The following is a 23,239-nucleotide window of genomic DNA, read 5'->3' on the forward strand; positions in this document are numbered from 1 at the left end:
CTCCCGCGTCCAGTAGGACGCTTGGCCCGCCCGACGGGATGTATCGCCGCCGGGCAGGTCTTGCGCCGTGTAAGACGCGTGACGGGCCGCTCAGGTCACTGGGCGCACTGAACCTGATCCGCCGTGGACTTGCTGTCGACGGCCGGCGGCTTGGTCGGAGCCGTCAGCGGCACTCCGGCACCCTTGAAGTCCTTGCCGAGGGTCAGCACGATCGCGGGCAGTCCCTGGGCGTTCTTCTCGCTCTTGCCCGGCTTCAGCGCCGAGGCGGGCAGCCCCATCAGGTTCGCCAGCTCGCGTGCCTGATCGGCCTGGTCGGGGGCGTACTCGAGGGTGGTTTTGGCGAGACTGACACCCGCGTTGCCGAGTTGGCTGGACTTGGTCACGCCCTTGGTGTTCTGCAGCCAGTTGAGGGTTTCCTGCGCGCTGCCGCCCGGGGCACCGCCGTTGTAGATGTCGACGCGGACGTCGGCGGCGGCCGAGCGGGGGCCCTTGAGCCGGGCGTCCACGGCGGCCTTCTGCTTCTTCTTGACCGCGGTGAAGGAGACGTCCGCCCTTATCGCCGCGAAGACCCCGGGTGCTTTGTCGGGATTGAGGATGACCGTCTTCTTGACCGCCCCGTCCGCGGGATTGTCGAGGACCGGCACCGTCGTGAACGTCATGTTCTTGGGGTTGAGCTTGCCCAGCTCCAGACCGAGGTCCTTCAGCTTGCCGATGCTGTCGATCTTCGAGTCGACGGTCAGCGCCTTGGTGGCCGCCTCCGCCACGTCCAGCATCTTCGTCGGATCGGTGAGCGTGGAGTTCGACTTCAGCTTGCGCATCAGCGCGCTGAGGAACTGCTGCTGCAACTGGATCCGGCTCAGGTCGCCGCCGAAGCCCACGGAGTGCCGGGTGCGCACGAAGGCCAGCGCCTGCTCGCCCTCGATCTTGTGCGTGCCCTTCGACAGCTTGAGGTGCGAGTCCGGGTCGTTGATGTCCTTGCCCAGGCAGACGTCTACCCCGTCGACCGCCGACGTCAGCGTCTTGACCGCGTTGAAGTCGGCGACCATGAAGTCGTCCGGGGTGATACCGGTCAGCTCGGTGACCGTGCGCATGGTGCAGCTCGGTGTGCGGTCGTCCTGGCCGAGGCTCGTGTTGAAGCGGGCGCCCTTCGTGCCGGGGATGACCTTGGTGGTGCCGTCGGGCTGCTTCGTCGGGCAGTCCGGGACGTCGACGATCAGGTCGCGGGGGATGCTCAGGGCGGTCGCGTTCGAGCGGTCCTTGGACACGTGCAGAAGGATGTTGGTGTCGGCGTGCCCGACGCTGCCGGCGTCGCCGTATCCCGTGTTGCCCTTGCCGGTGCGCTTGTCGGTGCCGATCAGCAGGATGTTGATCGCCTTGTCCTTCTGGAAGCCACCGGTGCTCGCGCCGTCGTCCGACACGGACGTGATGTTGTCGTTGAGGTGCTTGATGTAGAGGTAGCCCGCCGCGGAGACCGCGACCAGCACGAAGGCCATGCCGCCGCCGGTCCACAGCAGGACCTTCTTCGCCTTGCCCTTCCTGGGCTTGGTACGCCCGCGGCGGCGCCCGGGCAGCGGTTCCTCGGGTGCGCCCCGGCGCCGGCGCGGTCCCGGGATGCTGTCCGGCGGCGCTGTGCCCGGAAGCGGCCCCCGGGATCCGGGTGCCGTGCGGGCGCCCCCTGACGCACCCGACGCCGGAGCGCCTCGGCGGGGTCTCGGCACGGACGACTGCGGAGCGGAAGAGGGCAGTCGCAGTTCGTATTCGCCGGTGTTCGGGTTGAGCACCCACTGGTCTGCGGGGTCGATGTTGTCCGCCCGCCCACGGCCTTGCGCGTCCACGGTTGTCCGAATCCTCCGTCGGGGCCACGCGGCGCCTTCCCCCTCGAGGCGCTCGGGTCTCTTCAGTCAGTGCGCGACCCCAGGACGGACCACATGGGCTTGGCACCGGATCGCTCACACTATCCGCCCAGTTCAGCGTTCAGCGACGGCGGTGACAAATTCCACTCCCCTACAACTGGGCAATCCGTCCTAATTCCCAGAGAGTTCTTAGCTCACGCGTTCCCCGCCTTGGGGCGCACTTTACCCGCACGCGTCCTGCGCGGCGGTGTTCCCGCGGAAAGTGGGCGGGGGTTCGGGGCTCCGGTGTGGCACTTCGGGAGCAACGTGCGGCTTTCCAGGGGACATTCCGTTGCCGTGCGACTGCTCGTAGTCACCGAAAGAGCCCGGCTTGGTGCTCGTTTTTGCGGGCGAATCGGCCGGAACTTCCTTCGTGACCTCGACGGGCTGGTCCGCGCGCAGCCGCGCGAAGAGATTCCTCGCCCCGGGCTCCACGAGTTGATCGCGATTGGCGTCACCCGGGTACGGGGTGCGTGGAACGGTCAGAAACTGCACGTGTTCGGTGGCGAGGTTCCCCAGGCTCCTCACGAGTCGGTAGAGCCCGCGCAGGTTCGCCAGGGCCGGGTCCGTGGTCAGGGCCGAGGTGGCCGCGTCCAGCACGGGATACAGCTTCACCGGATTCAGCAGCACGTCATTGCTGCGCACCTTGCTGACCAGCGCGCCGAGGAAGAGCTGCTGGCGTTCCATCCGCTCGGTGTCGCTGCCGTCGCCGAGGCTCTTGCGGGCGCGCACATAGCCGAGCGCCTGCTCGCCGTTGAGCGTCACCCTGCCCGCGGGCAGCTTCAGCCTGGCGTCCTTGTCGTCGATCGGCTTCTTCAGGCAGACCGCGACGCCGTGGAGGGCGTCGACCATCTTCTTGAAGCCGTTGAAGTCGACGACCATGTAGTGGTCGATCCGGATGTTCGTCAGCTTCTCGACGGTGCGCACCGTGCAGGCGGAACCGCCCGTCGCGAAGGCGTGGTTGAACATCGTGAACACCGGATCGGCACGGCTGCCGTCCGGCCGCCGGCAGCTCGGCACGTCCACCATGAGGTCCCGGGGCAGGGACACGGCGGTGGCGGTGCGCCCGTTCGCCGCCAGGTGCAGCAGGATCGCGGTGTCGGACCGCTCGCTGCCCAGGTCGCGCCCGTACTGGCCGTTGCCGTCGCCCGACCGCCGGTCGGACCCGATGATCAGGATGTTCTGCGCGCCGCGCACGAGCGGGGTGGGCCGCTCCTTGGCGTACCGGGCGAGCTCGGCCGCGGCGTCGTTGTCCGCCGTGATGTTCGAGCTCAGCTTCTCGTATGCGGCCCACCCGAGCCCGCTGGTCCCGAGCACGAGCACGGCGAGGCCGAGCGCGGAGCGGCGCACCCAGCGCCGGCGTCGGCGCGGTGGCCGCCACGGGGTGCCGTGGATGGTCACTGCGGGGTGCACCCCCTTGCGGCGTACGAGCGTGTCGTGCTCTTACGACCATGGCCCGGGGCGGGGCCGGGAGGCGGCTGATGCTGGGCCGAACGGGGGACACGCCCGGCGGGGGCGCGCCCTGCGGAGCGGCGCACCCAGCGCCCGCGTCGGCGCGGCGGCCGCAACGGGGGGTGCCGGACGGGCCCGGGCGTGCGGGACGGGCCCGGGCGTGCCGGACGCGCCCCCGCCGGGGCGCGCCCGCAGCTCAGCGGCCTGGGGCGGTGGCGGTGGCCGAGACGCGCTCGCTCTCGATCCGCTGGGCGAGCGCCTCCTCGCCGAGCCGGTCCAGGTGCCGGCAGAGCACCACCGAGCCCCCGGTGGCCAGGGGCGCGTACAGCCCGGCGCTCAGACCCTCCCAGGTGTCGTACGGCAGTCCGGACAGCAGGCGTGTGCCGGGCCCGGTCAGGCCGAGGGCGGGCGCGTCGGCACGGGCCCGCTCCACGACCTCCGTGCCCGTGTACTCCGCCCCGGCGACGATCAGCGCCGGTGCCTGGGGATCGACGGGCGCGTACGGCTGGAAGCGGTCGCCCTGGCCCGGCACCTCGGCCGCGTAGTCGAGGAAACCGTCCGGGGGCTGCGGAAAGCGGCCGCCGAGGGGGCGCAGCGCGAGGGCGACGCGCTCCCCGGAGCAGGCGCGCGCCGCGTCCAGCGTGTCGGGCCCGCTGACGACGAGATCGGCGGCCGCCGCGTCGCCGCCGAGGTCCGCGACGACGCCCACGGACGCGCAGGCGAGCAGCCACACCGCCGTCTGCCAGTGAGCGGGCAGCAGCAGCGCGACCCGGTCGCCGGGTTCGGCGGCGAGGTCTCCTTGGAGGAGGTTGGCGGTTTTGGCCACCCAATTGGCGAAGGTGGTCACGGAGAGTTCGACGCGTTCCCCCGTGGCGTCGTCGTAGAAGGTCACCAGGGGGCGCGAGGGATCCGCGGCGAGCGCGGAACGCAGCAGGTCGGCAGGGGTGCGGTCGGTGGCTTTCACGGGCGCAAGCGTACGCGGGGACGGTGGCCTGACGGGGGGGCGGCGGGTATCTGACGGGCCACCGGTTCGGCCGAGTCATCCGACGACCCGTCAGTTCGTTGATGGACATATATGTCTGACTATGTCCAAGATCTGGGGCATGCGTGGATTCCTTGCTTCCTCGACCGGTGTTCTCTGTGCCGTACTGACCCTGTCCCTCGCGCCCCCGGCCTCGGCGGCGGCCGGGCCGATCGCCGGGGCGGCCGTCCCCGGCAGCACCCAGTCGCTTCCCCTCGTGCCCCTCGCCGGCTCGCGCGCCCCGGGGGCCGCAGCCGAGCGGGGCCTCGCCCCGCGGACCGTACATTCCTTCTCCCTGGTCGGTGTCGTGTGGGACGACCCGGCCGTCGAGCTCCACGGCCGTGTCCTCGTCCGCACCCGGGCCAACGGCACGGGCCGGTGGTCCGGCTGGCAGGAGCTGGAGGTGCACAACCAGGACCACGGCCCCGACCCGGACACCGCGGAGGGCCGCTCGAACCGGATGCGCGGATCGACCGCGCCGTTGTGGGTGGGTGACTCGGACGGCGTGCAGGTGTGGGTGCGTGCGGACGAGCCCGGCTCGGGCACGACCCGTGCCCCGAGGCTCCCCGAGGGCCTCCGTGTCGAACTGGTCGACCCGGGCAAGGAGCCGCGGGACGCCATCCCCCCGCCGTCCTCGCCCCCCACCGGCGGATCGGACGGACCGGACGCGGAAGTGATCACGTCCGTCGTCGACGGCGGTCTCGCCCCCCTCAACGCCCTCGGAATTCCGGGGACTTCGAAGAGGCCGACGGCGATGACGGAGGCGAAAGGGGGTAAAGCGGGCAAGATCGCCATGTCGGCGGGGCTCCCTCGACAGCCGTACGTCGCCCCGCGTCCGCGCATCGTCTCGCGCAGCGGCTGGGGCGCCGACGAGAGCCTGCGCGAGGGAGGCTTCCTCTACACGGACACCGTGAAGGCGGCCTTCGTGCACCACACGGCCACGGGCAACAACTACGGCTGCTCGCAGGCCCCTTCCGTCATCCGCAGTATCTACCGCTACCACGTGGTGAGCAGCGGCTGGCGCGACATCGGCTACAACTTCCTCGTCGACAAGTGCGGAACCATCTACGAAGGCCGTGCTGGGGGCGTGGAGAAGCCCGTCATGGGCGCCCACACTCTGGGATTCAACAGCGACACCACGGGGATCGCCGTCATCGGCTCCTATGACGGCACGGCCCCGTCGGCCGCGGCGGCGGACGGGCTCGCCCAGCTCACCGCGTGGAAACTCGGCCTCTTCGGCAGGGATCCGCGAGCCAAGACATATCTGGTGTCCGGGGGTGGCAATCTCTACCCAAAGGGCGAGAACGTACGACTGAACGTGATCTCCGGCCATCGGGACGGATACGCCACGGAGTGCCCAGGAAGGCTGCTCTACGGCGAACTCGGCCTGGTCCGCTCCGTGGCGGCCCGCTACCAGGGTCGCTGACGGGGGACTCGAAGGTGCCTCTCACGCTCCTCATAACGCCTTTAGCGGTCCTCATAACAGGGTCTGCATACACTGGCCGGCCGATGGACAGTTCGGCCGGTCCCGGCAGGAAGCAGAGACGACAGGTGACAGAAGCGATCCTCCTGGTCGGCGGTAGAGGCACCCGGCTACGCCCGCTCACGGTGCACACCCCCAAGCCCATGGTTCCGGCGGCCGGGGTCCCTTTCCTCACGCACCAGCTGGCGCGGGCCAGGGCGGCGGGGGTCGAGCACATCGTGCTCGCCACCTCCTACCTCGCCGAGGTGTTCGAGCCGTACTTCGGTGACGGTTCGGCCCTCGGCCTCCGGCTGGAGTACGTGACGGAGGAGGAGCCGCTCGGCACGGGCGGCGCCATCCGCAATGTGGCCGGCCGCCTCCACTCGGGCCCCGACGACCCGATCCTGATCTTCAACGGTGACATCCTCACGGGCCTGGACATCCGCGCCCTGGTGCACACCCACGAGTCGACGGGCGCGGACGTCTCCCTCCACCTCACGAAGGTGACGGACCCGAGGGCGTACGGCCTGGTCCCCACGGACGAGTCGGGCCGGGTCACCGCGTTCCTGGAGAAGCCGCAGACGCCCGAGGAGATCGTCACCGACCAGATCAACGCCGGGGCGTACGTGTTCCGCCGTTCGGTCATCGACACCATCCCGGTGGGCCGCCCGGTCTCGGTGGAGCGGGAGACCTTCCCCGGTCTCCTGGCCGCCGGAGCCCATCTGCAGGGCATGGTGGACTCGACGTACTGGCTCGACCTGGGCACTCCGGCCGCCTTTGTGCGCGGCTCGGCGGACCTGGTGCTGGGCCGCGCCCCGTCGCCCGCGGTGCCCGGCCGCTGCGGCGACCGCCTGATCCTGCCGACGGCGTCGGTCGCCACGGACGCGAAGCTGACGGGCGGCACGGTGGTGGGCGAGGGGGCGTTCGTCGGGGAGGGTGCCCGGATCTCCGGCAGCACGCTGCTCTCCGGCGCGGTGGTGGAACCGGGTGCGGTCATCACCGACTCCCTGATCGGCGCGCGCTCGCGGATCGGCGAACGCTCGGTGCTCACGGGCGCGGTCATCGGCGACGGCGCGGTGGTCGGCGCGGACAACGAACTCCGTGACGGGGTACGGGTCTGGTGCGACGCGAGGATCCCCGCGGGCGCTGTGCGCTTCTCGTCGGACCAGTGAGGAACGGCGGGACCGGCGGGGCAGGTAGTGACCGGCGGGACCGGAAGGACCGGCGGGACCGGTAAAGGGCCATGAGGGCCGGTAAAGACCAGTGAGGGCCGGGCGAGGGCGGGCAGAACACCGTCCTTACCCGGCCCTTACCGGTTCCTCGCCCGATGTCCCCTGCCGACCCTCGCCGAATGTCCCTTACAACCGCCCGATGTCCCCGCGCCGCATCCGCGGGGCCCGTCGCGGCGGTACGCGGCCGCTCAGCAGGATCAGCCGCGCGGCCCGGTGCCGCTGCCCCGCGTACGGCTCCAGCAACGACAGCATCACCTCGTCGTCGGCATGCCGGTCCCCCGCGAGGGCGTATCCCACGATCCCCGGCAGATGCAGATCCCCGACGGTCACCGAGTCCGCCGCTCCATGACTGCGCTGCACGGTCTCCGCGGAGGTCCACGGCCCGATCCCCGGCACCACCTCGAGCCGCGCCTGCGCCTCGGCCGGCTCCATCCCCGTCGTCTGCTCCAGCCGCGCCGCCACCCGCACCGCCCGGAGGATCGTCGACGCCCGCTTGTCGTCGACGCCGGCGCGGTGCCATTCCCACGACGGGATCAGCGCCCAGGTGCGCGGGGCCGGCATCGCATGCATCCGCCCAGGCGCGGGACCGGGTGCCGGTTCCCCGAACTTCCGTACCAGCAGCCGCCAGGCCCGGTACGCCTCGTCCGTGGTGACCTTCTGCTCCAGGACCGACGGGATCAGCGACTCCAGGACCAGGCCCGTTCGGGCCAGCCGCAGCCCGGGGCGCCGCTTCCACACCAGCGCGAGCAGCCGGTGCCGCGGCTCGAAGGCGCCGGGGTCGTCCGACGCGCCGAGCATCTCGGGCAGTTGGTCCAGCAGCCACTCGGCCCCGGGCCCCCAGGCCTCCGCCTCGGCGATCCCGGACCGCAGGGCGACCCGCAGGGTGCCCGGCCCCTGAGGTGTGTGACTGGCCCGCCACACCGAGCCGTCCGGGGTGGCCCGGAAGGTGGGATCACCGGGTCCGCGCCGCAGCGGTCCCAGCACCAGTCCGAGGTCCAGCGGACCGGGCGGGGTCCAGGTCCGCCGCCGGCCCGGCGCCGTGACCTGCCGCGGCACACCTGTGGGTACGACGACATCCCCACCGCGCAGGGTCGTGGGGGTGGGGCGGGGAGGAAAGCGTCCGGCCACGGTGGGGGTCCTAGTGATACGGGGTGTCTTAAGAGAGTAGAGCCGACGCGGCCCCTCGGGGGGTGCAGGTCCGCACATCGCCTCCCATGGCCGGATGCGGCGACCCGCACCCGGCGCTCCGCGCGCTCAGCGCACCTCGATGAACGCCCCCGGATCCCGCTGCGGCCGGGGCCTCGGCTCCTCGGCCGGATGTCCCACCGCCACGGCGCCCATCGGCTCCCAGGTCTCCGGCAGCCCCAGCACCTCGCGTACGACGTCACGGCAGAACATCGTCGACGACACCCATGCCGATCCCAGCCGCTCCCCGGCGAGCGCGACCAGGAGGTTCTGCACGCCCGCGCCGGTGGCGACCACGAACATCTCCCGCTCGGCGGCGTCCCGCCGCGTGTCGCCGTACGTGTGGGAGCCGTCCATGACCATGCAGGGCACCACGAGATACGGCGCGTTGCGCAGCACGTCGCCGCGCCGGATCCGCTTCGCGATCGACTCCTCGGTCTTGCCGTCCCGCCGCAGATCGGCGATCCATGCCTCGCGCATGGCGTCCAGCAGTCGCGTCCGCGCCTGCTCGGACTCCAGGAGCACGAAACGCCACGGCGTCGTGTGGTGCGGCGCCGGCGCGGTCACGGCGGCCGCCACCGCGCGTCGTACGGCGCCGGGGTCGACGGGCTCGTCGCTGAACGCCCGCACCGTGCGCCGCTGGGTCACGGCCTCCCGGACGGCTTCGGACGTGCCCAGCCGGAACATGTCGTCGCGTGCGCCGCGCACCATGGCCCGCGCACCCTCGCCGTCGTCCGCCGCCACCATGTGCGGCAGCCCGCGCACGACGGCGACGGGCAGACCGGCGGCCTTGCCCTTGACCAGGTCGCCGGCCGCGGCCAGTTCGTCGGCGGTGGCGACGACGGTCGCGCTCAGCGGATTGCCGTGCGCGTCCGTGCCGCCGCGCAGGTCGTCCAGCACCCGTACGCCCGCGGCCCCGATCGCCACATCGGTGAGTCCCGTGCGCCACGGCCTTCCGAAGGTGTCCGTGACGATCACGCCGACCTCGACGCCGAGCGTGTCCCGCAGCCCGTCCCGGACCGCCCGCGCGGAGGCATCGGGATCCTCCGGCAGCAACAGCACGGTCCCGGCGGGGGTGTTGGAGGCGTCGACGCCGGCCGCGGCCATCACCAGGCCCTGCCGGTTCTCGACGATCCGGAGCGGTCCGCGCCGGGCCACGACCCGCACCGTCTCGGCGTCGATGGCGGCCTCGCGGTCGTCCGCGCGGACGACGCGGCCCTCGGCCTTGGACACGATCTTCGAGGTGACGAGGAGCACGTCGCCGTCGGCGAGCCCGGGCTCCGCCATCGCGATGACCTTGGCGAGATCGTCGCCCTCGTGGATCTCGGGCAGCCCGGGCACGGCCCACACACGGTAACCGGGCACACCACCGGCCGCCCCGCCCGCGCCCTCACCCCCGGAAAACCCGCCGCTCAAGCGCCTCGCACCTCCTCCGCCAGCGCCAGTGCCTCGCGGGCCATCCGGGTCGTCGCCTCCAGGTCGGTCATCATCAGCGGTACCGCGCGGCAGCGGATGCCCGCGGCCTCCACACGCTCCACCGCGGCCGCGTCCACGGTGTCGACGAGCCAGCCGTCCAGCAGCCCGGAGCCGTAGTGCTCGGCGACCGCCGCGGCCGTCGACTCGACACCGACCGCCGCGAGCACCTTGTCGGCCATGCCGCGCACGGGCGCGTCACCGACGATGGGGGAGAGGCCGACCACCGGCACCCCGGCGTCGGCGATGGCCTCCCGGATGCCGGGCACCGCGAGGATCGTGCCGACGGACACCACCGGGTTGGACGGCGGGAAGAGCACGACGTCCGCCCCGGCGATGGCCTCAAGGACGCCCGGGGCGGGCTTCGCCTGCTCGGCTCCGACCGGTACGACCGCCTCGGCCGGGACGGAGGCCCGCAGCCGCACCCAGTACTCCTGGAAGTGGATCGCCTTGCGCTCGCCGTCCAGCTCGACGGCGACATGGGTCTCCACGCGGTCGTCCGACATGGGAAGCAGCCGGACCCCGGGCTTCCAGCGGTCGCACAGCGCCTCGGTGACGGCGCTGAGCGGATAGCCCGCGCCCAGCATCTGCGTCCGCACGATGTGCGTGGCGAAGTCGCGGTCGCCGAGGCCGAACCACTCCGGCCCCACGCCGTACGCCGAGAGCTCCTCCTTGAGATGGAAGGTCTCGTCGGCCCGGCCCCAGCCCTGTTCCTCGTTGATACCGCCGCCGAGCGTGTACATCACCGTGTCGAGGTCCGGGCAGACCTTCAGCCCGAAGAGGTGGATGTCGTCGCCGGTGTTGCCGATGACCGTGATGTCCGCGTCGGGCACGGCCCGCTTCAGACCACGCAGAAACCGGGCACCGCCGATGCCGCCTGCCAGAACCACAATGCGCATTGGAACAGTGTGTCAGCCGCACGCCGACTCGTTGAGCGGCGGTGGCCGGGGATGACGGGTGGGCAGGCCTGCCAGGCGGCTGTGACCACGCGCGCGGGGGTGTGGACGTCGTGGACGGCCGCCGTGCTCAGGCGGTGAGCGTGTCCACGGGGCCGTGCTCCGCCGTGCACGCCGAGACGGGGGCTCCCCCGGCCGCCCGGACCCGGGACGGGGAGAGCATCGGCATCTCGGTCAGGCCCGGGTAGTAGATGTGCAGGCTCACCGCCGGCTCGAGGGCGTCGTTCACCACTTCGTGCACGTATCCGGGAGCGAAAACCCTCTGCGCCCCCGCGCCCAACGCGCGGGTGCCGCGCTCCGTGCGCTCGGTCAGTGCGCCGTGCAGGACGGTCAGCACGCCGGACGAACGCCCGTGGTCGTGCAGCCCGCTGCCCTGCCCGGGGACCCAGGACAGCAGCCACACCTCGTAGCCGGGCCCGGTGCTCAGCCGGTGGTACCAGCGGGAGGTCGCGTCGTACCGCACGAGGTGCTCCCACCGGGAGCGGTCGGCGGCGATGGAACGGGCGAGGCCGGCGAACTCGGCCACGGTGGCCGGGTGCTCGCGCGGCGGCTGGAGCAGGTGCGGCACTTCCAGGATGTCGCCGGCGATCTGCAGGTCGCTGTCGCTGTTCATGGGTGCGGTGGTTCCTCGGCGAGAGTGCGGGGGCGGCTGGTTTCGCGAGTCGTCCGCCCGGGTCACGGGCGTGGCGGGAGCCCTGGTGCGGGCGGGGAACAACAGCCGAGTCGGGTGGACTCAGGGGCGGCCGGAGCGGGAAGACGGGCTCAACAGCCGAGACAGCAACAGCTACAGCGAGCGCGGGCAGCACCGTGGGACCCGGCGGAGCGGGTCTGGGTGAGTGCCGAGTTCGCGAGCATGCCCTCTAGGACATCGGCTCACACCTTCTCTGTCAACTTGAGAGCCGGAATGTGCGAGCTGTTTCACCTCATCCGGTTCTTCTGACAGATGAAAGGTTTGTTCATGGGGGGTGCGGGACACATGGAGCGCACCACCGGGCGCACGAACCTCGTTGCGATCTCGTGATCGGACTGTGATCCGGTTCGCTTCGTGGTTCGCGTCGGAACGGGATCGAACGCGCGGACGTCCTCCCCTGTGACGGGGTGGCGGCCCGCCTGGAGCCCTGCGAGGTGTCTGGGTTTATGCCGATTTGAACACTTTCCGCATAGCCTTGGTTCCGCAGAGTGAATAAGGGGCCCAATAGCAGATCTCGGCTTGACTGGCCCGGATCGGCACACTTGTAATTTCACTCGTGTCGTTCAGCCGAAATCGGTAACGGCTACATCACGGGGACGCGAAAGACTGACGAGGGGCGCACATGACCGAGCTGGTGCAGCAACTGCTGGTCGACGACGCGGACGAGGAACTCGGCTGGCAGGAGCGCGCGCTGTGCGCCCAGACCGACCCCGAGTCCTTCTTTCCCGAGAAGGGCGGCTCCACCCGCGAGGCCAAGAAGGTCTGCCTCGCCTGCGAGGTCCGCTCGGAGTGCCTCGAATACGCGCTCGCCAACGACGAGCGCTTCGGCATTTGGGGCGGTCTGTCCGAACGTGAGCGCCGCCGCCTCAAGAAGGCCGCGGTCTGACGCGGGCCGGGGGAGATCTCCGGCACCCTCTCCCGGACATCGGTCTCCGGCGCCCTTTGCGCGGACAGCGGCCCCGGCCTGCCGCCCAGACGCCATGACGGCCCGTCGCAGGTGGGTTATCCACAGGCGGCGGGCCGCTGTGCTGCCCAGCCGATAGTGTGGTCGCTCGTCCGAGACGTCCCGCTGCCCCCGGTGGGCACAGGCGTCCACCGCAGTCCATCGAACCGGGGCCCGTACCTCGATGTCCGTGCACAGCCATACGGCAGCCCACCAAGACACCGCTGCCACACCTGAGTTCCCGCGTCACGTGGTCACCGCGGTCCTCGTCGCCCACGACGGCGCCCGCTGGCTGCCCGACGCGCTCGCCGGGCTGCTCGGTCAGGAGCGCCCCGTGCAGAACGCCGTGGCGGCCGACACCGGCAGCGCCGACGACTCCGCCCAACTGCTCACCGACGCCCTCGGCGGCGACCGTGTACTGCACCTCGCCCGGCGCACCGGCTTCGGCCAGGCCGTCGAGGAGGCGAACCGCACCGCGGCCGTGCTGACCCCGGACGACCTGCCCTACCTCAGGCGCCCCAGCGGCTGGGACCCCGTCACCCGCAGCTGGCACGACGAGGCGTACGACCTGCCCGAGCTGCCGCACGGCGAGCCGGTGCAGTGGCTGTGGCTCCTGCACGACGACTGCGCCCCCGAGCCCGACGCATTGGCCCAGCTGCTGCGGATCGTGGACAACGAACGGGAGCTGGGCCGCGACGACGTGGCCGTCGTCGGCCCCAAGCTACGCGGCTGGTACGACCGCCGGCAGCTCCTCGAGGTCGGCGTCAGCATCGCCAACTCCGGCCGTCGCTGGACCGGTCTGGACCGCCGCGAACAGGACCAGGGCCAGCACGACCACGTCCGCCCGGTGCTGTCCGTGTCGACGGCCGGCATGCTGATCCGGCGCGATGTCTTCGAGCAGCTCGGCGGTTTCGACCGGCACCTGCCCCTGATGCGCGACGACGTCGACCTGTGCTGGCGCGCCCATGCCGCCGGCCACCGCGTCCTGGTCGCCCCCGACGCGGTCGTACGGCACGCGGAGGCAGCCTCCCGCGAGCGCCGCACCGTCGACTGCGCGGGCCGCACCACGGCATCCCCGCACAAGGTGGACAAGGCGGGCGCCGTCTACACCCTCCTCGTCAACGCCCGTACGGCACAGCTGCCCTGGGTCCTGCTCCGCCTGGTCCTCGGCACCCTGCTGCGCACGGTCGCGTACCTGGTCGGCAAGGTGCCCGGGCAGGCCGTCGACGAGATCCGCGGCCTGCTGGGAATCCTGCTGCGGCCGGAGCGGATCATCGCCGGGCGCCGCCGACGCGGCCGCCCCCAGGTCGACAAGGGCGAACTGCGCCCGCTGTTCCCGCCGCCCGGGGCGACCGTCCGCGCCACCGTCGAACAGGTCGCGAGCAATCTGGTGGGCCGCTCCGACCCCGAGGTCTCCTCGGCCGGCCGGCACGGCGGCGGCCTGGAATCCGGACCGGGCGGCGACGACGCCGACTTCCTGCAGGTCGAGCAGTTCGCCCGGCTCAAGCGCATCGCCCGCAAACCCGGCCCGGTGCTCTTCCTCGTCCTCCTGCTCGTCTCGCTCGTCGCCTGCCGCGCCCTGCTCGGCGGTGGCGCGCTCGCCGGCGGCGCGCTGCTCCCCGCCCCCGCCGACTCCTCCGAGCTGTGGTCGCGCTATCTGGACGCCTGGCATCCGGTGGGCGCCGGCGGCACGCGGTCCGCGCCGCCCTACATCGCCCTCGTCGCCCTGCTCGCGAGCCTCCTCTTCGGCTCCACCGGACTCGCGGTGACAGTGCTGCTCGTCTGCTCGGTGCCACTGGCCGGATTCACCGCCTACTTCGCCTCGCGTCCGCTCGTCGAGTCCCGGCTGCTGCGCGCCTGGGCGTCCGTCGTGTACGCCTTCCTGCCCGCCGCCACCGGCGCCCTCGCCGGAGGCCGCATCGGCACCGCGGTCCTCGCCGTCCTGCTGCCGCTCCTCGCGCGCGCGGGCATCGCGGCCGCCGGGCTCGCCCATGCCTCCGGCGCGCGCGGCAGCTGGCGCGCCACCTGGGCCTACGCGCTGCTGCTGACGATCACCACCGCGTTCACGCCGATCGTGTGGCCGATCGCGGTGGTCCTGGGCCTCTCCCTGCTCGCCGTGCGCCGGAACGACCTCCTCGCCTACGCGCCGCGCCTCCTCGCCCAGTTGGGCACCCCGCTGCTGGTGCTCGCCCCCTGGTCGCTCACGCTGCTGCCCCACGGCTTCTTCCGGGAGGCGGGTCTCGCCTACGGCAAGAGTGCGGCCTCCGCCTCCGACCTGCTGGGCGCGAGCCCCGGCGGCCCCGGCACGGTCAGCGGGCTGATGCTCATCGGCATCGTCCTGGCCGCGCTGGCGGCCCTGATGCGCGCCGAGCGCCACAGAGGCGTCTGGACGGCGTGGGCGGCCGCTCTGGTGGGGCTCGTCTTCGCGGTCCTCTCCAACGGCTCGGCCTGGGCCGGACCGGCGACCCTCGTCTACGGCCTGGCGCTGCTGTCCGCCGCCGCGATCGGCGCGGACGGCGCACGCGACCGGGTGGCCGAGCAGAGCTTCGGCTGGCGGCAGCCCGTGGCAGCGCTCATCGCGTTCGCGTCCGCGGCCGGGCCCCTGCTCATCGCCGCGGGATGGATGATCCGCGGCGCGGACGGGCCCGTGGAGCGGCGCGATCCCGTCCAGGTGCCCGCGTTCGTCGCCGAGGAGGGCGGCACCAGCGACCAGGCCCGCACCCTCGTTCTCGACGGCGAGTCCACCGCGCGCGTGGGCTACACCCTGGTCCGCGGCTCCGGCGCCCGCCTCGGCGACGGTGAACTCGCCGCCGAGGACGGTGAGAACAAGCGGCTCGACAAGGTCGTCGCCAACCTGGTCGCGGGCTCGGGTGCCGACCAGGCCGACGAACTGGGCGGCTTCGCCGTGCGGTACGTCCTCGTGCGCAAGGGCGCCCCCCGGGAGGTCAGCCGGGTCCTGGACGCCACACCCGGTCTGTCCCGGCTCAGCCAGCAGGACGGCAGCGCCCTGTGGCGGGTGGACCGGGAGGTCTCCCGCGCCGCGATCGTCACCGGCTCGGCCGCACCGCGGCCCGTCGCGGCCGGACCCGTCGACATCCACACCAAGATCCCGTCCGGCACGGGTGGCCGTGTTCTGCGGATCGCCGACACCGCCGACGCGGGCTGGACCGCTTCCCTGGACGGCAGGCCGCTCACCCGCACCACGGTCGACGGATGGGCCCAGGGCTTCGAACTGCCCGCATCGGGCGGCACGTTGGACGTCACGTACAACACCCCGTTCGGCCACACCTCCTGGCTGTGGGCGCAGGGCGCGCTCGCCGTCGTCCTCGTGGTGCTCGCCCTGCCCGGCCGCCGCCGGGACATCGACGACGACCTCCCCGAGGAGCCGGCCGTGGCCGCACAGGACACCGCCGGCGAGGGCCGCCGGGCCCGCCGGCTGCGCGCCCAGGCCGAGGCGGAAGGCGCGGAACAGGACACCGGCGCTCCGCCCCCGGGCGAGGAGGAGGCCTTCGAGCCCGTGGCGATCCCGCAGCAGCACGCCTACGGGGAGTGGGACACGGCGGGCTACGCGGGCACCGAGTACGGCACGTACGGCGGCGAGCAGTACCAGGGCACCCAGGAGTACGCGCAGGGCCCGTACGAGCAGCAGTCCTACCCGGCCGACCCTTACCAGGGCGCCCAGTACGACCCGTACGGCTACGGGAACACGGCGCCGTACGACCCGACGTACACCCAGGGCTACGCCGCGCCGTACGACCCGGCGCACGGCACCGACAGTGAGCGCCCCGACGGGAGCCAGCAGTGAACCGCACGACCCTGTCCCTGATCGCCGCAGTGACCGCACTCGCCGCCGTCACCGGATTCGCCGCCCTCGACGCACCCGAGGCGTCCGGCAGCGGTACCGCGAAGACGGCCGCCCGGCTGCCCGTGGAGCAGTCCCGGCTGCTGTGCCCCGAGCCGAGCACCTCCGACATCGCGGACACCACGTACACGTCGTTCACGCCCGTCTCGAAGGGTACGAGCGGCAGCGGTAAGGCCCAACTCGCCGCGGCCCTCGCTCAGTCGGCGGACGGAACGGACACCGGCAAGGACGGCAAGGGCAAGGACGGCAAGAGCGGCAAGGGCCAGAAGCAGTCCGGCGCGCCCACCGTGACCCCCAAGGCGCCCGGCACCCCGGTCACCGGGGACACCACGGGTGCCGACACGCCCGCGCTGATCGGCACCGCCACGGGAAGCCTCGCGCCCGGCTGGACGGTCCAGGAGACCACCCAGGTCGCCGCGGGCGCGGGCCGCGGTCTGCTCGGCACCGGCTGCTCCGCGCCGGACACCGAGTTCTGGTTCGCGGGAGCGAGCACCGCCGCCTCCCGCACCGACTATGTGCACCTGACCAACCCCGACGACTCAGCCGCGGTCGTCGACATCGAGCTGTACGGCAAGGACGGCAGCCTCAAGTCGACGGTCGGCGAGGGCATCACCGTCCAGCCGCACTCCAGCGAGCCGATCCTGCTGTCCACGCTCACCGGCGCCCAGGAGCCCGACGTCACGGTCCACGTGGGCGTCCGCAGCGGCCGCGTCGCCGCGGCCGTGCAGGCCCTCGACGACAAGCTGGGCGGCGACTGGCTGGCCCCCTCGACGGATCCCGCGGGCTCCCTGGTGCTGCCGGGCATCCCCAAGGACGCCACGGACGTCCGCCTGGTGGCCTTCGTGCCGGGCGACAACGACGCCGACCTCAAGGTGCGCCTCGCCTCGCCCTCCGGGCAGATCACCCCGGCGGGCAACGAGACGCTGCATGTGAAGGCCGGGATGACCACCGCAGTCGATCTCGGCGACGTCACCCGCGGCGAGGCGGGCTCCCTGGTGCTGACCCCCGGCGACACCCCGGTCCCGCTGGTCGCCGCCGTGCGGGTGGTGCGCGGCAAGGGCGCCCAGCAGGAGTCCGCGTTCATCCCGGCGACCGCGCCGGTCGGCACCCGTGCGTCGGTCGCCGACAACAGCGCCAAGGGGACCACGCTCGCGCTGACCGCCCCGGACGGCACGGCCACGGTCAGGGTCACCGCGTCCGCGGGCAGCGACGGCGGTACGGCGATGTCCAAGGAGTACACGATCAAGGGCGGTACGACGCAGAACGTGGACGCGCCCGCGCCGAGCGGACTGAAGGGCACGTACGCCCTCACCGTCGAGCCGCTCTCCGGAGGGCCCGTCTATGGCGCCCGTGAGCTCAGGACGACCCTTGAGGGCGTTCCGGCGTTCACCGTGCAGACCCTTCCCGACGACCGGGGGACGGTGGCGGTGCCGGAGGCGGATCAGGACCTCTCCGTCCTGCTGAAGAAGTGACGGCCCGAGGGGCCGCCGCCCCGGAGCGAGCGGCCGTCGCCCCGAAGGCCGGTCAGTCCTCGCCGTAGCGCGGATCCACCGTCTCCGGAGTCAGCCCCAGCAGCTCCGCCACCTGCTCCACGACCACCTCGTGGACCAGGGCGGCACGCTCGTCGCGGCCCTTGGTGCGGATCTCGACCGGGCGGCGGTAGACGACGACACGCGCCCGGCGCCCGTCACCGGCCGGGACCGTGCCCCCCAGGGGCACCGCCTCGTCGCTCCACGCCTGGCCGGGGCCGTCGAGGCGCGGCACCTCGAGAACGAGGAAGTCGATGTCGGCGAGTTGCGGCCAGCGCCGCTCCAGACGCTCCACGGAGTCCTGCACCAGATCCGCGAACGCCTCGGCGCGGCTCGCGGCGAGCGGCACCTGCGGTGGCGCGATGGGGCCGCGCATGCCTCTGCCGTGGCGGTCACGGCGGCGGGGCCCGGGTGCGGCGGCGCGGGGCGGTACGGCGTTCTCCATCACTGACGAAGCGTAATCCCCGCACGGGCTCGGCGCCCGGCCCCACACGACCACGCGCTCCCTGGGCCGCGTCCTGTCCAGACGGCTCGCCGGGGCCGGCCGCCGGATGTCCGCCGAAGCCGTACCGCATGTCGCATGATGACCATTTCAGCCAAGGTTGGGCCCGATCCGATATCCCTCCCAGACCGTCTACCTCATGAAAATTGACGAGATTTGTACCAAGTGGTGACCGATTTCAGAGGGCCCCGAGGTCGGGTCCGGAGGTCTCCACGCAGGTCACCCAGGCGGGCCAGGAGGAGCGTGTGGGGTGTTTCACAGCACGACACGGTGGAGTGACCTGGGGGAGAGTCGTCGCGGCCCGCTCAAGAGTGCGGTACCGTCCAACGTCGTGAGCCCTGTACGTCGCTGTTCGCGCACCGCTTGCGGCCGACCCGCCGTCGCGACGCTGACGTACGTCTACGCCGACTCGACCGCGGTCCTCGGCCCGCTCGCCACCTACGCCGAGCCCCACTGCTACGACCTGTGTGCCGAGCACTCCGAACGCCTGACCGCACCGCGCGGCTGGGAGGTCGTCCGGCTCCTGGACGGCTCGGCCCCCGCCCGCCCCAGCGGTGACGACCTGGAGGCGCTCGCCAACGCGGTCCGCGAGGCGGCCCGCCCGCAGCAGCGCGCGGCCGAGGCGGGCGGCGGCAGCGCCCGCACGGCGGACCCGATGGAGGTTGCGCGCCGGGGCCATCTGAGGGTCCTGCGCTCACCCGACAACTGAGTCCTCCGGCGGCGTCCATGAAGCCCCGGTATGAACTCCGTGGGAACTGCCTTTCGAGGCGGGTGGACAGCCCACCGGGCACCCGTTTGAGCGGGTAGTTTGGGGCCATCGTCAAGACCTCAGGAGGGTTGGCAGTGGCTGCTGATCTGTCGCAGATCGTGAAGGCGTACGACGTACGCGGTGTCGTCCCCGACCAGTGGGACGAGGCGCTGGCCGAACTCTTCGGGGCGGCCTTCGCCCAGGTGACCGGCGCGGACGCGATCGTGATCGGTCACGACATGCGGCCCTCCTCCCCGGGACTCTCGCGCGCATTCGCCCGCGGGGCCGCCGCCCGCGGAGCCGACGTCACCGAGATCGGCCTGTGCTCGACGGACCAGCTGTACTACGCGTCGGGCGCGCTGAACCTGCCGGGCGCCATGTTCACCGCCTCGCACAACCCGGCGCAGTACAACGGCATCAAGCTGTGCCGCGCGGGTGCCGCCCCGGTCGGCCAGGACACCGGTCTCGCCGAGATCCGCGCCCTGGTCGAGCGGTGGGTGGACGAGGGCGCGCCGGAGCCCGTGCAGACGCCCGGGACGGTCACCCAGCGGGACACGCTGGAGGACTACGCGGCCTACCTTCGGTCCCTCGTCGACCTGACCATCCGCCCCCTGAAGGTGGTCGTCGACGCCGGCAACGGCATGGGCGGCCACACCGTCCCCACCGTCTTCGCCGGGCTGCCCGTCGACCTGGTCCCGATGTACTTCGAGCTGGACGGCACCTTCCCGAACCACGAGGCCAACCCGCTCGACCCGAAGAACATCGTCGACCTGCAGAAGCGGGTGCGCGAGGAGCACGCGGACATCGGCATCGCCTTCGACGGGGACGCCGACCGCTGCTTCGTCGTCGACGAGCACGGCGACCCCGTCTCGCCGTCCGCGATCACGGCGCTGGTCGCCGGGCGCGAGCTGGCCAAGCACGGCGGCAAGGGCACGATCATCCACAACCTGATCACGTCCTGGTCCGTGCCCGAGGTCGTCCGCGAACACGGCGGCACCCCCGTGCGCACGCGCGTGGGCCATTCGTTCATCAAGGCCGAGATGGCGCGCACCGGCGCGATCTTCGGCGGGGAGCACTCCGCGCACTACTACTTCAAGGACTTCTGGAACGCCGACACGGGCATGCTGGCCGCGCTCCACGTCCTGGCGGCTCTCGGTGGGCAGGACGGCCCGCTGTCGCAGCTGGTCGCCGAGTACGACCGCTATGTGGGCTCCGGAGAGATCAACTCCACGGTCGACGACCAGAAGGGCCGCCTGGCCGCGATCAAGGCGGCGTACGAGGGCCACGAGGGCGTCGGCATCGACGAGCTGGACGGCCTGACCGTCTCGTCCGCGGACTGGTGGTTCAACGTCCGCCCGTCCAACACCGAACCGCTGCTCCGGCTGAACGCGGAGGCGAAGGACGAGGCGACCATGACCAAGATCCGCGACGAGGCCCTGGACATCATCCGCGGCTGACCGCACCCCGCGCGGCACGGCCGGAGCGGGCGTCCCCTGCGAGCGGGGCGCCCCAAGGCCGCGCCGCCCCGCCCAACCCCCGCACGCCGCCCCCCTCGGCGGTAGTCTGACCAGGCCAAGCGCACTCGCTTTGAAGGGACCCCTCATGCCGCTCGAAGCCGGCCTCCTGGAGATCCTCGCCTGCCCGGCGTGCCACGCCCCTCTCAAGGAGGAGGACAGCGAGCTGGTCTGCACCGGTCAGGACTGCGGCCTCGCCTATCCCGTCAGGGACGGCATCCCGGTCCTGCTCGTGGACGAGGCCCGCCGCCCCGACTGACGGACCCGGCGATCGGAGACTGCCGCTCATGCTCGACGAATCGCTGCTGGACGACCCCGACGCGCTGGCGCTCGCCGACCGCCGTGCCCTGCTGCGCGGCGCCGCCGAGGCCGGCGCCCGGGTCCGCACCGCGGTGCGGCACGCCGCCGAGGCGGGCATCAACGACCTGAAGCCCGACGGCCGCCCCCGGGCCCTGCTCATCGCGGGCCCCGGCACCGCCTCCGTGGGCGTGGCCGAGCTGCTCAGCACCCTCGCCGGCGCCTCCTGCCCGGTCACCCGTATCCACCCGACCGGTGTCGCCCCGGCCGCCGGCGCGCTGCGCTGGGACCTGCCGGGCTGGGCGGGCCCCGTCGACCTCCTGCTGGTCGCCACGCCCGACGGCACCGAACCGGGCCTCGGGATCCTGGTCGAGCAGGCCTACCGGCGCGGCTGCACCGTCGTCGCCGTGGCCCCCGCCGGTTCCCCGGTCACGGAGGCGGTGAGCGGCGCGCACGGCCTGTTCGTGCCGATGGCGACGGCCCCCTACGAGCAGGAGGAGCCGCTCGCCGCGTCCGCGCCCGGCGTGCTGTGGGCCCTGCTCACCCCGCTGCTCGCCCTCCTGGACCGCACCGGCCTGATCGCCTCGCCGCCCGGCGCCCTGGAGAAGGTCGCCGACCGCCTCGACCAGGTCGCCGAACGCTGCGGCCCGGCCATCGCCACCTACAGCAACCCCGCCAAGACCCTCGCCGCCGAGCTGGCGGAGTCCCTCCCCGTCATCTGGACCGAGGGAATCTCCGCCGAGCCGGCCGGCCGCCGGTTCGCGGCCGCGCTGGCCGAGCTGGCCGGTCGCCCCGCGCTCACCGCGCAGCTGCCCGAGGCACTCGCCTCGCACAGCGTCCTGCTCTCCGGTCCGCTCGCCGCCGGTGCCGACCCCGAGGACTTCTTCCGGGACCGCGTCGAGGAGGCCCAGGCCCTCCACGCGCGCGTGGTACTGCTGCGGGACCGCCCCATCGGGGGCCTGAGCGCGGCCCCCGCCGCCCGTGAGCTGGCCCTCAGCCACGACACGGCGATCAGCGAGCTGGAGCCGGAGGACGGCAGCGAGCTGGAGACCCTTGCGGAACTGATCGCCATCACGGATTTCGCCGCTGTTTACGTGGCGCTCGCTTCCGGGGCCTGATCTTGGCTCAAGCCACCTGACCGGTACCCGTCGCACAGCGTACGTACGGAGAAAAGACACCCATGGATCGCCTCGACAACACCGTCCGCCCCTACGCCTGGGGATCGACCACCGCCATCCCCCGCCTCCTCGGCGTGGAGCCGACCGGTGAGCCACAGGCGGAGATGTGGATGGGCGCCCACCCGGGCGCACCCTCGCGCACCCCGCGTGGCCCGCTCAACGAGGTGATCGAAAAGTCCCCCGACCACGAGCTGGGCGACCGCACGGTCGCCAAGTTCGGCCCCCGGCTGCCCTTCCTGCTGAAGATCCTCGCCGCCGGCGCCCCGCTCTCCCTCCAGGTGCACCCCGACCTGGAGCAGGCGAAGGAGGGCTACGCGGACGAGGAGCGCCGCGGCATCCCCATCGACGCGCCCCACCGCAACTACAAGGACGCCAACCACAAGCCCGAACTGATCTGCGCCCTGACCGAGTTCGACGGCCTGTGCGGCTTCCGTGCGCCCGTCGAGGCCGCCGACCTGCTCGCGGGCCTCGACGTCGACTCCCTCAAGCCCTACGTCGACCTGCTGCACGCACACCCCGAAGAGGCGGCCCTGCGCGAGGTCCTCACCGCCGTGCTGTCCGCCGACCCGGAGGACATGGCCCGCACGGTCACCGAGGCCGCGGCCGCCTGCGCCCGCCTCGGCGGCGCCTACGCCGCGTACGCGGACATCGCCCACCACTTCCCCGGCGACCCGGGCGTGATCGCGGCCATGCTGCTCAACCCCGTGCGGCTCCAGCCCGGCGAGGCCCTCTTCCTCGGCGCGGGCGTCCCGCACGCCTATCTGAGCGGCCTCGGCGTCGAGATCATGGCCAACTCCGACAACGTCCTGCGCTGCGGTCTGACCCCCAAGCACATCGACGTCCCCGAACTGCTGCGCGTCGTCCGCTTCGAGGCGAACGACCCCGGCGTGCTGCGCCCCGAGGCGTCCCCGGACGGCGAGGAGGTCTACGAGACCCCGATCGACGAGTTCCGCCTGTCCCGCTACGTCCTCCCCGAGGGCGCCGCCCCGCACGACCTCACCCGCCCGACCCCGCAGATCCTGCTGTGCACGGCCGGTTCCGTACGCGTCGGCGGCCATCCGCTCTCCCCGGGCCAGTCCGTCTTCGTACCGGCGGACGAACAGACCCAGGTGTCCGGAGCGGGCACGCTCTTCAGGGCCACCGTCGTCGCCTGACCGCGGCCGTACCCCGTCCCTGGCCGGTCCGGCGCAGCGCCGCCGGACCCGGCTGCAACAATGACCCACCGGCAAAGGACGGGCAAAGCACTGGACCGGGGTACGCGAGTACGACCGGGCCAGGGCCGGACGGCAACGAAGGGACAAC

General features: G+C 72.5%; 18 protein-coding genes. 10 read left to right on the forward strand and 8 right to left on the reverse strand.

What is annotated here, in order from left to right; translation table 11 throughout:
* Window positions 1-95 precede the first annotated feature (95 nt).
* The 3 genes from LZ604_RS01965 to LZ604_RS01975 form a co-directional block, all read right to left on the reverse strand.
* Window positions 96-1,835, reverse strand: a complete 1,740-nt coding sequence (locus LZ604_RS01965) for an LCP family protein (RefSeq protein WP_234511828.1) — start codon at window positions 1,833-1,835, stop codon at window positions 96-98.
* 240 nt (window positions 1,836-2,075) lie between these two features.
* Complete coding sequence (locus LZ604_RS01970; protein ID WP_443732470.1) at window positions 2,076-3,293, reverse strand: LCP family protein; 1,218 nt, start codon at window positions 3,291-3,293, stop codon at window positions 2,076-2,078.
* A gap of 247 nt (window positions 3,294-3,540) precedes the next feature.
* A complete protein-coding gene (locus LZ604_RS01975) occupies window positions 3,541-4,308 on the reverse strand; it encodes a TIGR03089 family protein (RefSeq protein ID WP_234511831.1) in 768 nt (255 codons plus the stop codon).
* 121 nt (window positions 4,309-4,429) lie between these two features.
* Between LZ604_RS01975 and LZ604_RS01980 the strand changes: the two genes are divergently transcribed.
* Both LZ604_RS01980 and manB read left to right on the forward strand, forming a co-directional pair.
* The gene (locus LZ604_RS01980; protein ID WP_234511833.1) at window positions 4,430-5,791 is read left to right on the forward strand and encodes a peptidoglycan recognition protein family protein; all 1,362 of its coding nucleotides are present in this window, start codon (window positions 4,430-4,432) and stop codon (window positions 5,789-5,791) included.
* Between the two features lie 125 nt (window positions 5,792-5,916).
* Window positions 5,917-6,999 carry a mannose-1-phosphate guanylyltransferase gene (manB, locus tag LZ604_RS01985; protein ID WP_234511835.1) on the forward strand — a complete coding sequence of 361 codons (1,083 nt, stop codon included), beginning with the start codon at window positions 5,917-5,919 and terminating at the stop codon, window positions 6,997-6,999.
* 186 nt (window positions 7,000-7,185) lie between these two features.
* Here manB and LZ604_RS01990 read toward each other — a convergent pair whose 3' ends face one another.
* From LZ604_RS01990 to LZ604_RS02005, 4 genes are all read right to left on the reverse strand, one after another.
* The gene (locus LZ604_RS01990; protein WP_234511837.1) at window positions 7,186-8,187 is read right to left on the reverse strand and encodes a DNA-3-methyladenine glycosylase family protein; all 1,002 of its coding nucleotides are present in this window, start codon (window positions 8,185-8,187) and stop codon (window positions 7,186-7,188) included.
* A 126-nt stretch (window positions 8,188-8,313) separates the two neighbouring features.
* Entirely contained in the window at window positions 8,314-9,660 is a 1,347-nt protein-coding gene (locus tag LZ604_RS01995; RefSeq protein ID WP_234511840.1) for a coenzyme F420-0:L-glutamate ligase, read from the reverse strand.
* Window positions 9,657-10,616 (reverse strand): 2-phospho-L-lactate transferase, encoded by a 960-nt coding sequence (cofD, locus tag LZ604_RS02000; protein WP_234511843.1) that lies wholly within the window; start codon window positions 10,614-10,616, stop codon window positions 9,657-9,659. Before cofD ends, LZ604_RS01995 begins: the two co-directional genes overlap by 4 nt.
* A 127-nt stretch (window positions 10,617-10,743) precedes the next feature.
* Window positions 10,744-11,286 (reverse strand): cysteine dioxygenase, encoded by a 543-nt coding sequence (locus tag LZ604_RS02005; RefSeq protein ID WP_234511845.1) that lies wholly within the window; start codon window positions 11,284-11,286, stop codon window positions 10,744-10,746.
* A 700-nt stretch (window positions 11,287-11,986) separates the two neighbouring features.
* Between LZ604_RS02005 and LZ604_RS02010 the strand changes: the two genes are divergently transcribed.
* The 3 genes from LZ604_RS02010 (at window position 11,987) to LZ604_RS02020 (ending at window position 17,641) form a co-directional block, all read left to right on the forward strand.
* Window positions 11,987-12,250: a WhiB family transcriptional regulator gene (locus LZ604_RS02010; RefSeq protein ID WP_003975777.1), complete on the forward strand. Its 264-nt coding sequence runs from the start codon at window positions 11,987-11,989 to the stop codon at window positions 12,248-12,250.
* Window positions 12,251-12,491: 241 nt separating this feature from the next.
* Window positions 12,492-16,112 carry a glycosyltransferase family 2 protein gene (locus LZ604_RS02015; RefSeq protein ID WP_234511847.1) on the forward strand — a complete coding sequence of 1,207 codons (3,621 nt, stop codon included), beginning with the start codon at window positions 12,492-12,494 and terminating at the stop codon, window positions 16,110-16,112.
* A complete protein-coding gene (locus tag LZ604_RS02020) occupies window positions 16,109-17,641 on the forward strand; it encodes a DUF5719 family protein (protein WP_234511849.1) in 1,533 nt (510 codons plus the stop codon). The genes LZ604_RS02015 and LZ604_RS02020 overlap by 4 nt, the downstream gene beginning before the upstream one ends.
* Window positions 17,642-17,693: 52 nt before the next feature.
* On the opposite strand, the gene LZ604_RS02025 is transcribed toward LZ604_RS02020, so the two are convergent.
* A complete protein-coding gene (locus tag LZ604_RS02025) occupies window positions 17,694-18,143 on the reverse strand; it encodes a metallopeptidase family protein (protein WP_234511926.1) in 450 nt (149 codons plus the stop codon).
* A gap of 388 nt (window positions 18,144-18,531) precedes the next feature.
* On the opposite strand from LZ604_RS02025, the gene LZ604_RS02030 reads away from it, so the two are divergent.
* The 5 genes from LZ604_RS02030 (at window position 18,532) to manA (ending at window position 23,091) form a co-directional block, all read left to right on the forward strand.
* Entirely contained in the window at window positions 18,532-18,909 is a 378-nt protein-coding gene (locus LZ604_RS02030) for a DUF3499 domain-containing protein (RefSeq protein WP_234511851.1), read from the forward strand.
* 134 nt (window positions 18,910-19,043) lie between these two features.
* Entirely contained in the window at window positions 19,044-20,405 is a 1,362-nt protein-coding gene (locus tag LZ604_RS02035) for a phosphomannomutase/phosphoglucomutase (RefSeq protein WP_234511853.1), read from the forward strand.
* Window positions 20,406-20,550: 145 nt separating this feature from the next.
* Window positions 20,551-20,721 carry a Trm112 family protein gene (locus LZ604_RS02040; RefSeq protein WP_234511856.1) on the forward strand — a complete coding sequence of 57 codons (171 nt, stop codon included), beginning with the start codon at window positions 20,551-20,553 and terminating at the stop codon, window positions 20,719-20,721.
* A 28-nt stretch (window positions 20,722-20,749) separates the two neighbouring features.
* Window positions 20,750-21,877 carry an SIS domain-containing protein gene (locus LZ604_RS02045; RefSeq protein ID WP_234511859.1) on the forward strand — a complete coding sequence of 376 codons (1,128 nt, stop codon included), beginning with the start codon at window positions 20,750-20,752 and terminating at the stop codon, window positions 21,875-21,877.
* Window positions 21,878-21,939: 62 nt separating this feature from the next.
* Window positions 21,940-23,091: a mannose-6-phosphate isomerase, class I gene (gene manA / locus LZ604_RS02050; protein WP_234511861.1), complete on the forward strand. Its 1,152-nt coding sequence runs from the start codon at window positions 21,940-21,942 to the stop codon at window positions 23,089-23,091.
* Window positions 23,092-23,239: the final 148 nt, after the last annotated feature.

It is taken from the genome of Streptomyces glomeratus (assembly GCF_021462825.1).
Taxonomy (GTDB): domain Bacteria; phylum Actinomycetota; class Actinomycetes; order Streptomycetales; family Streptomycetaceae; genus Streptomyces; species Streptomyces glomeratus.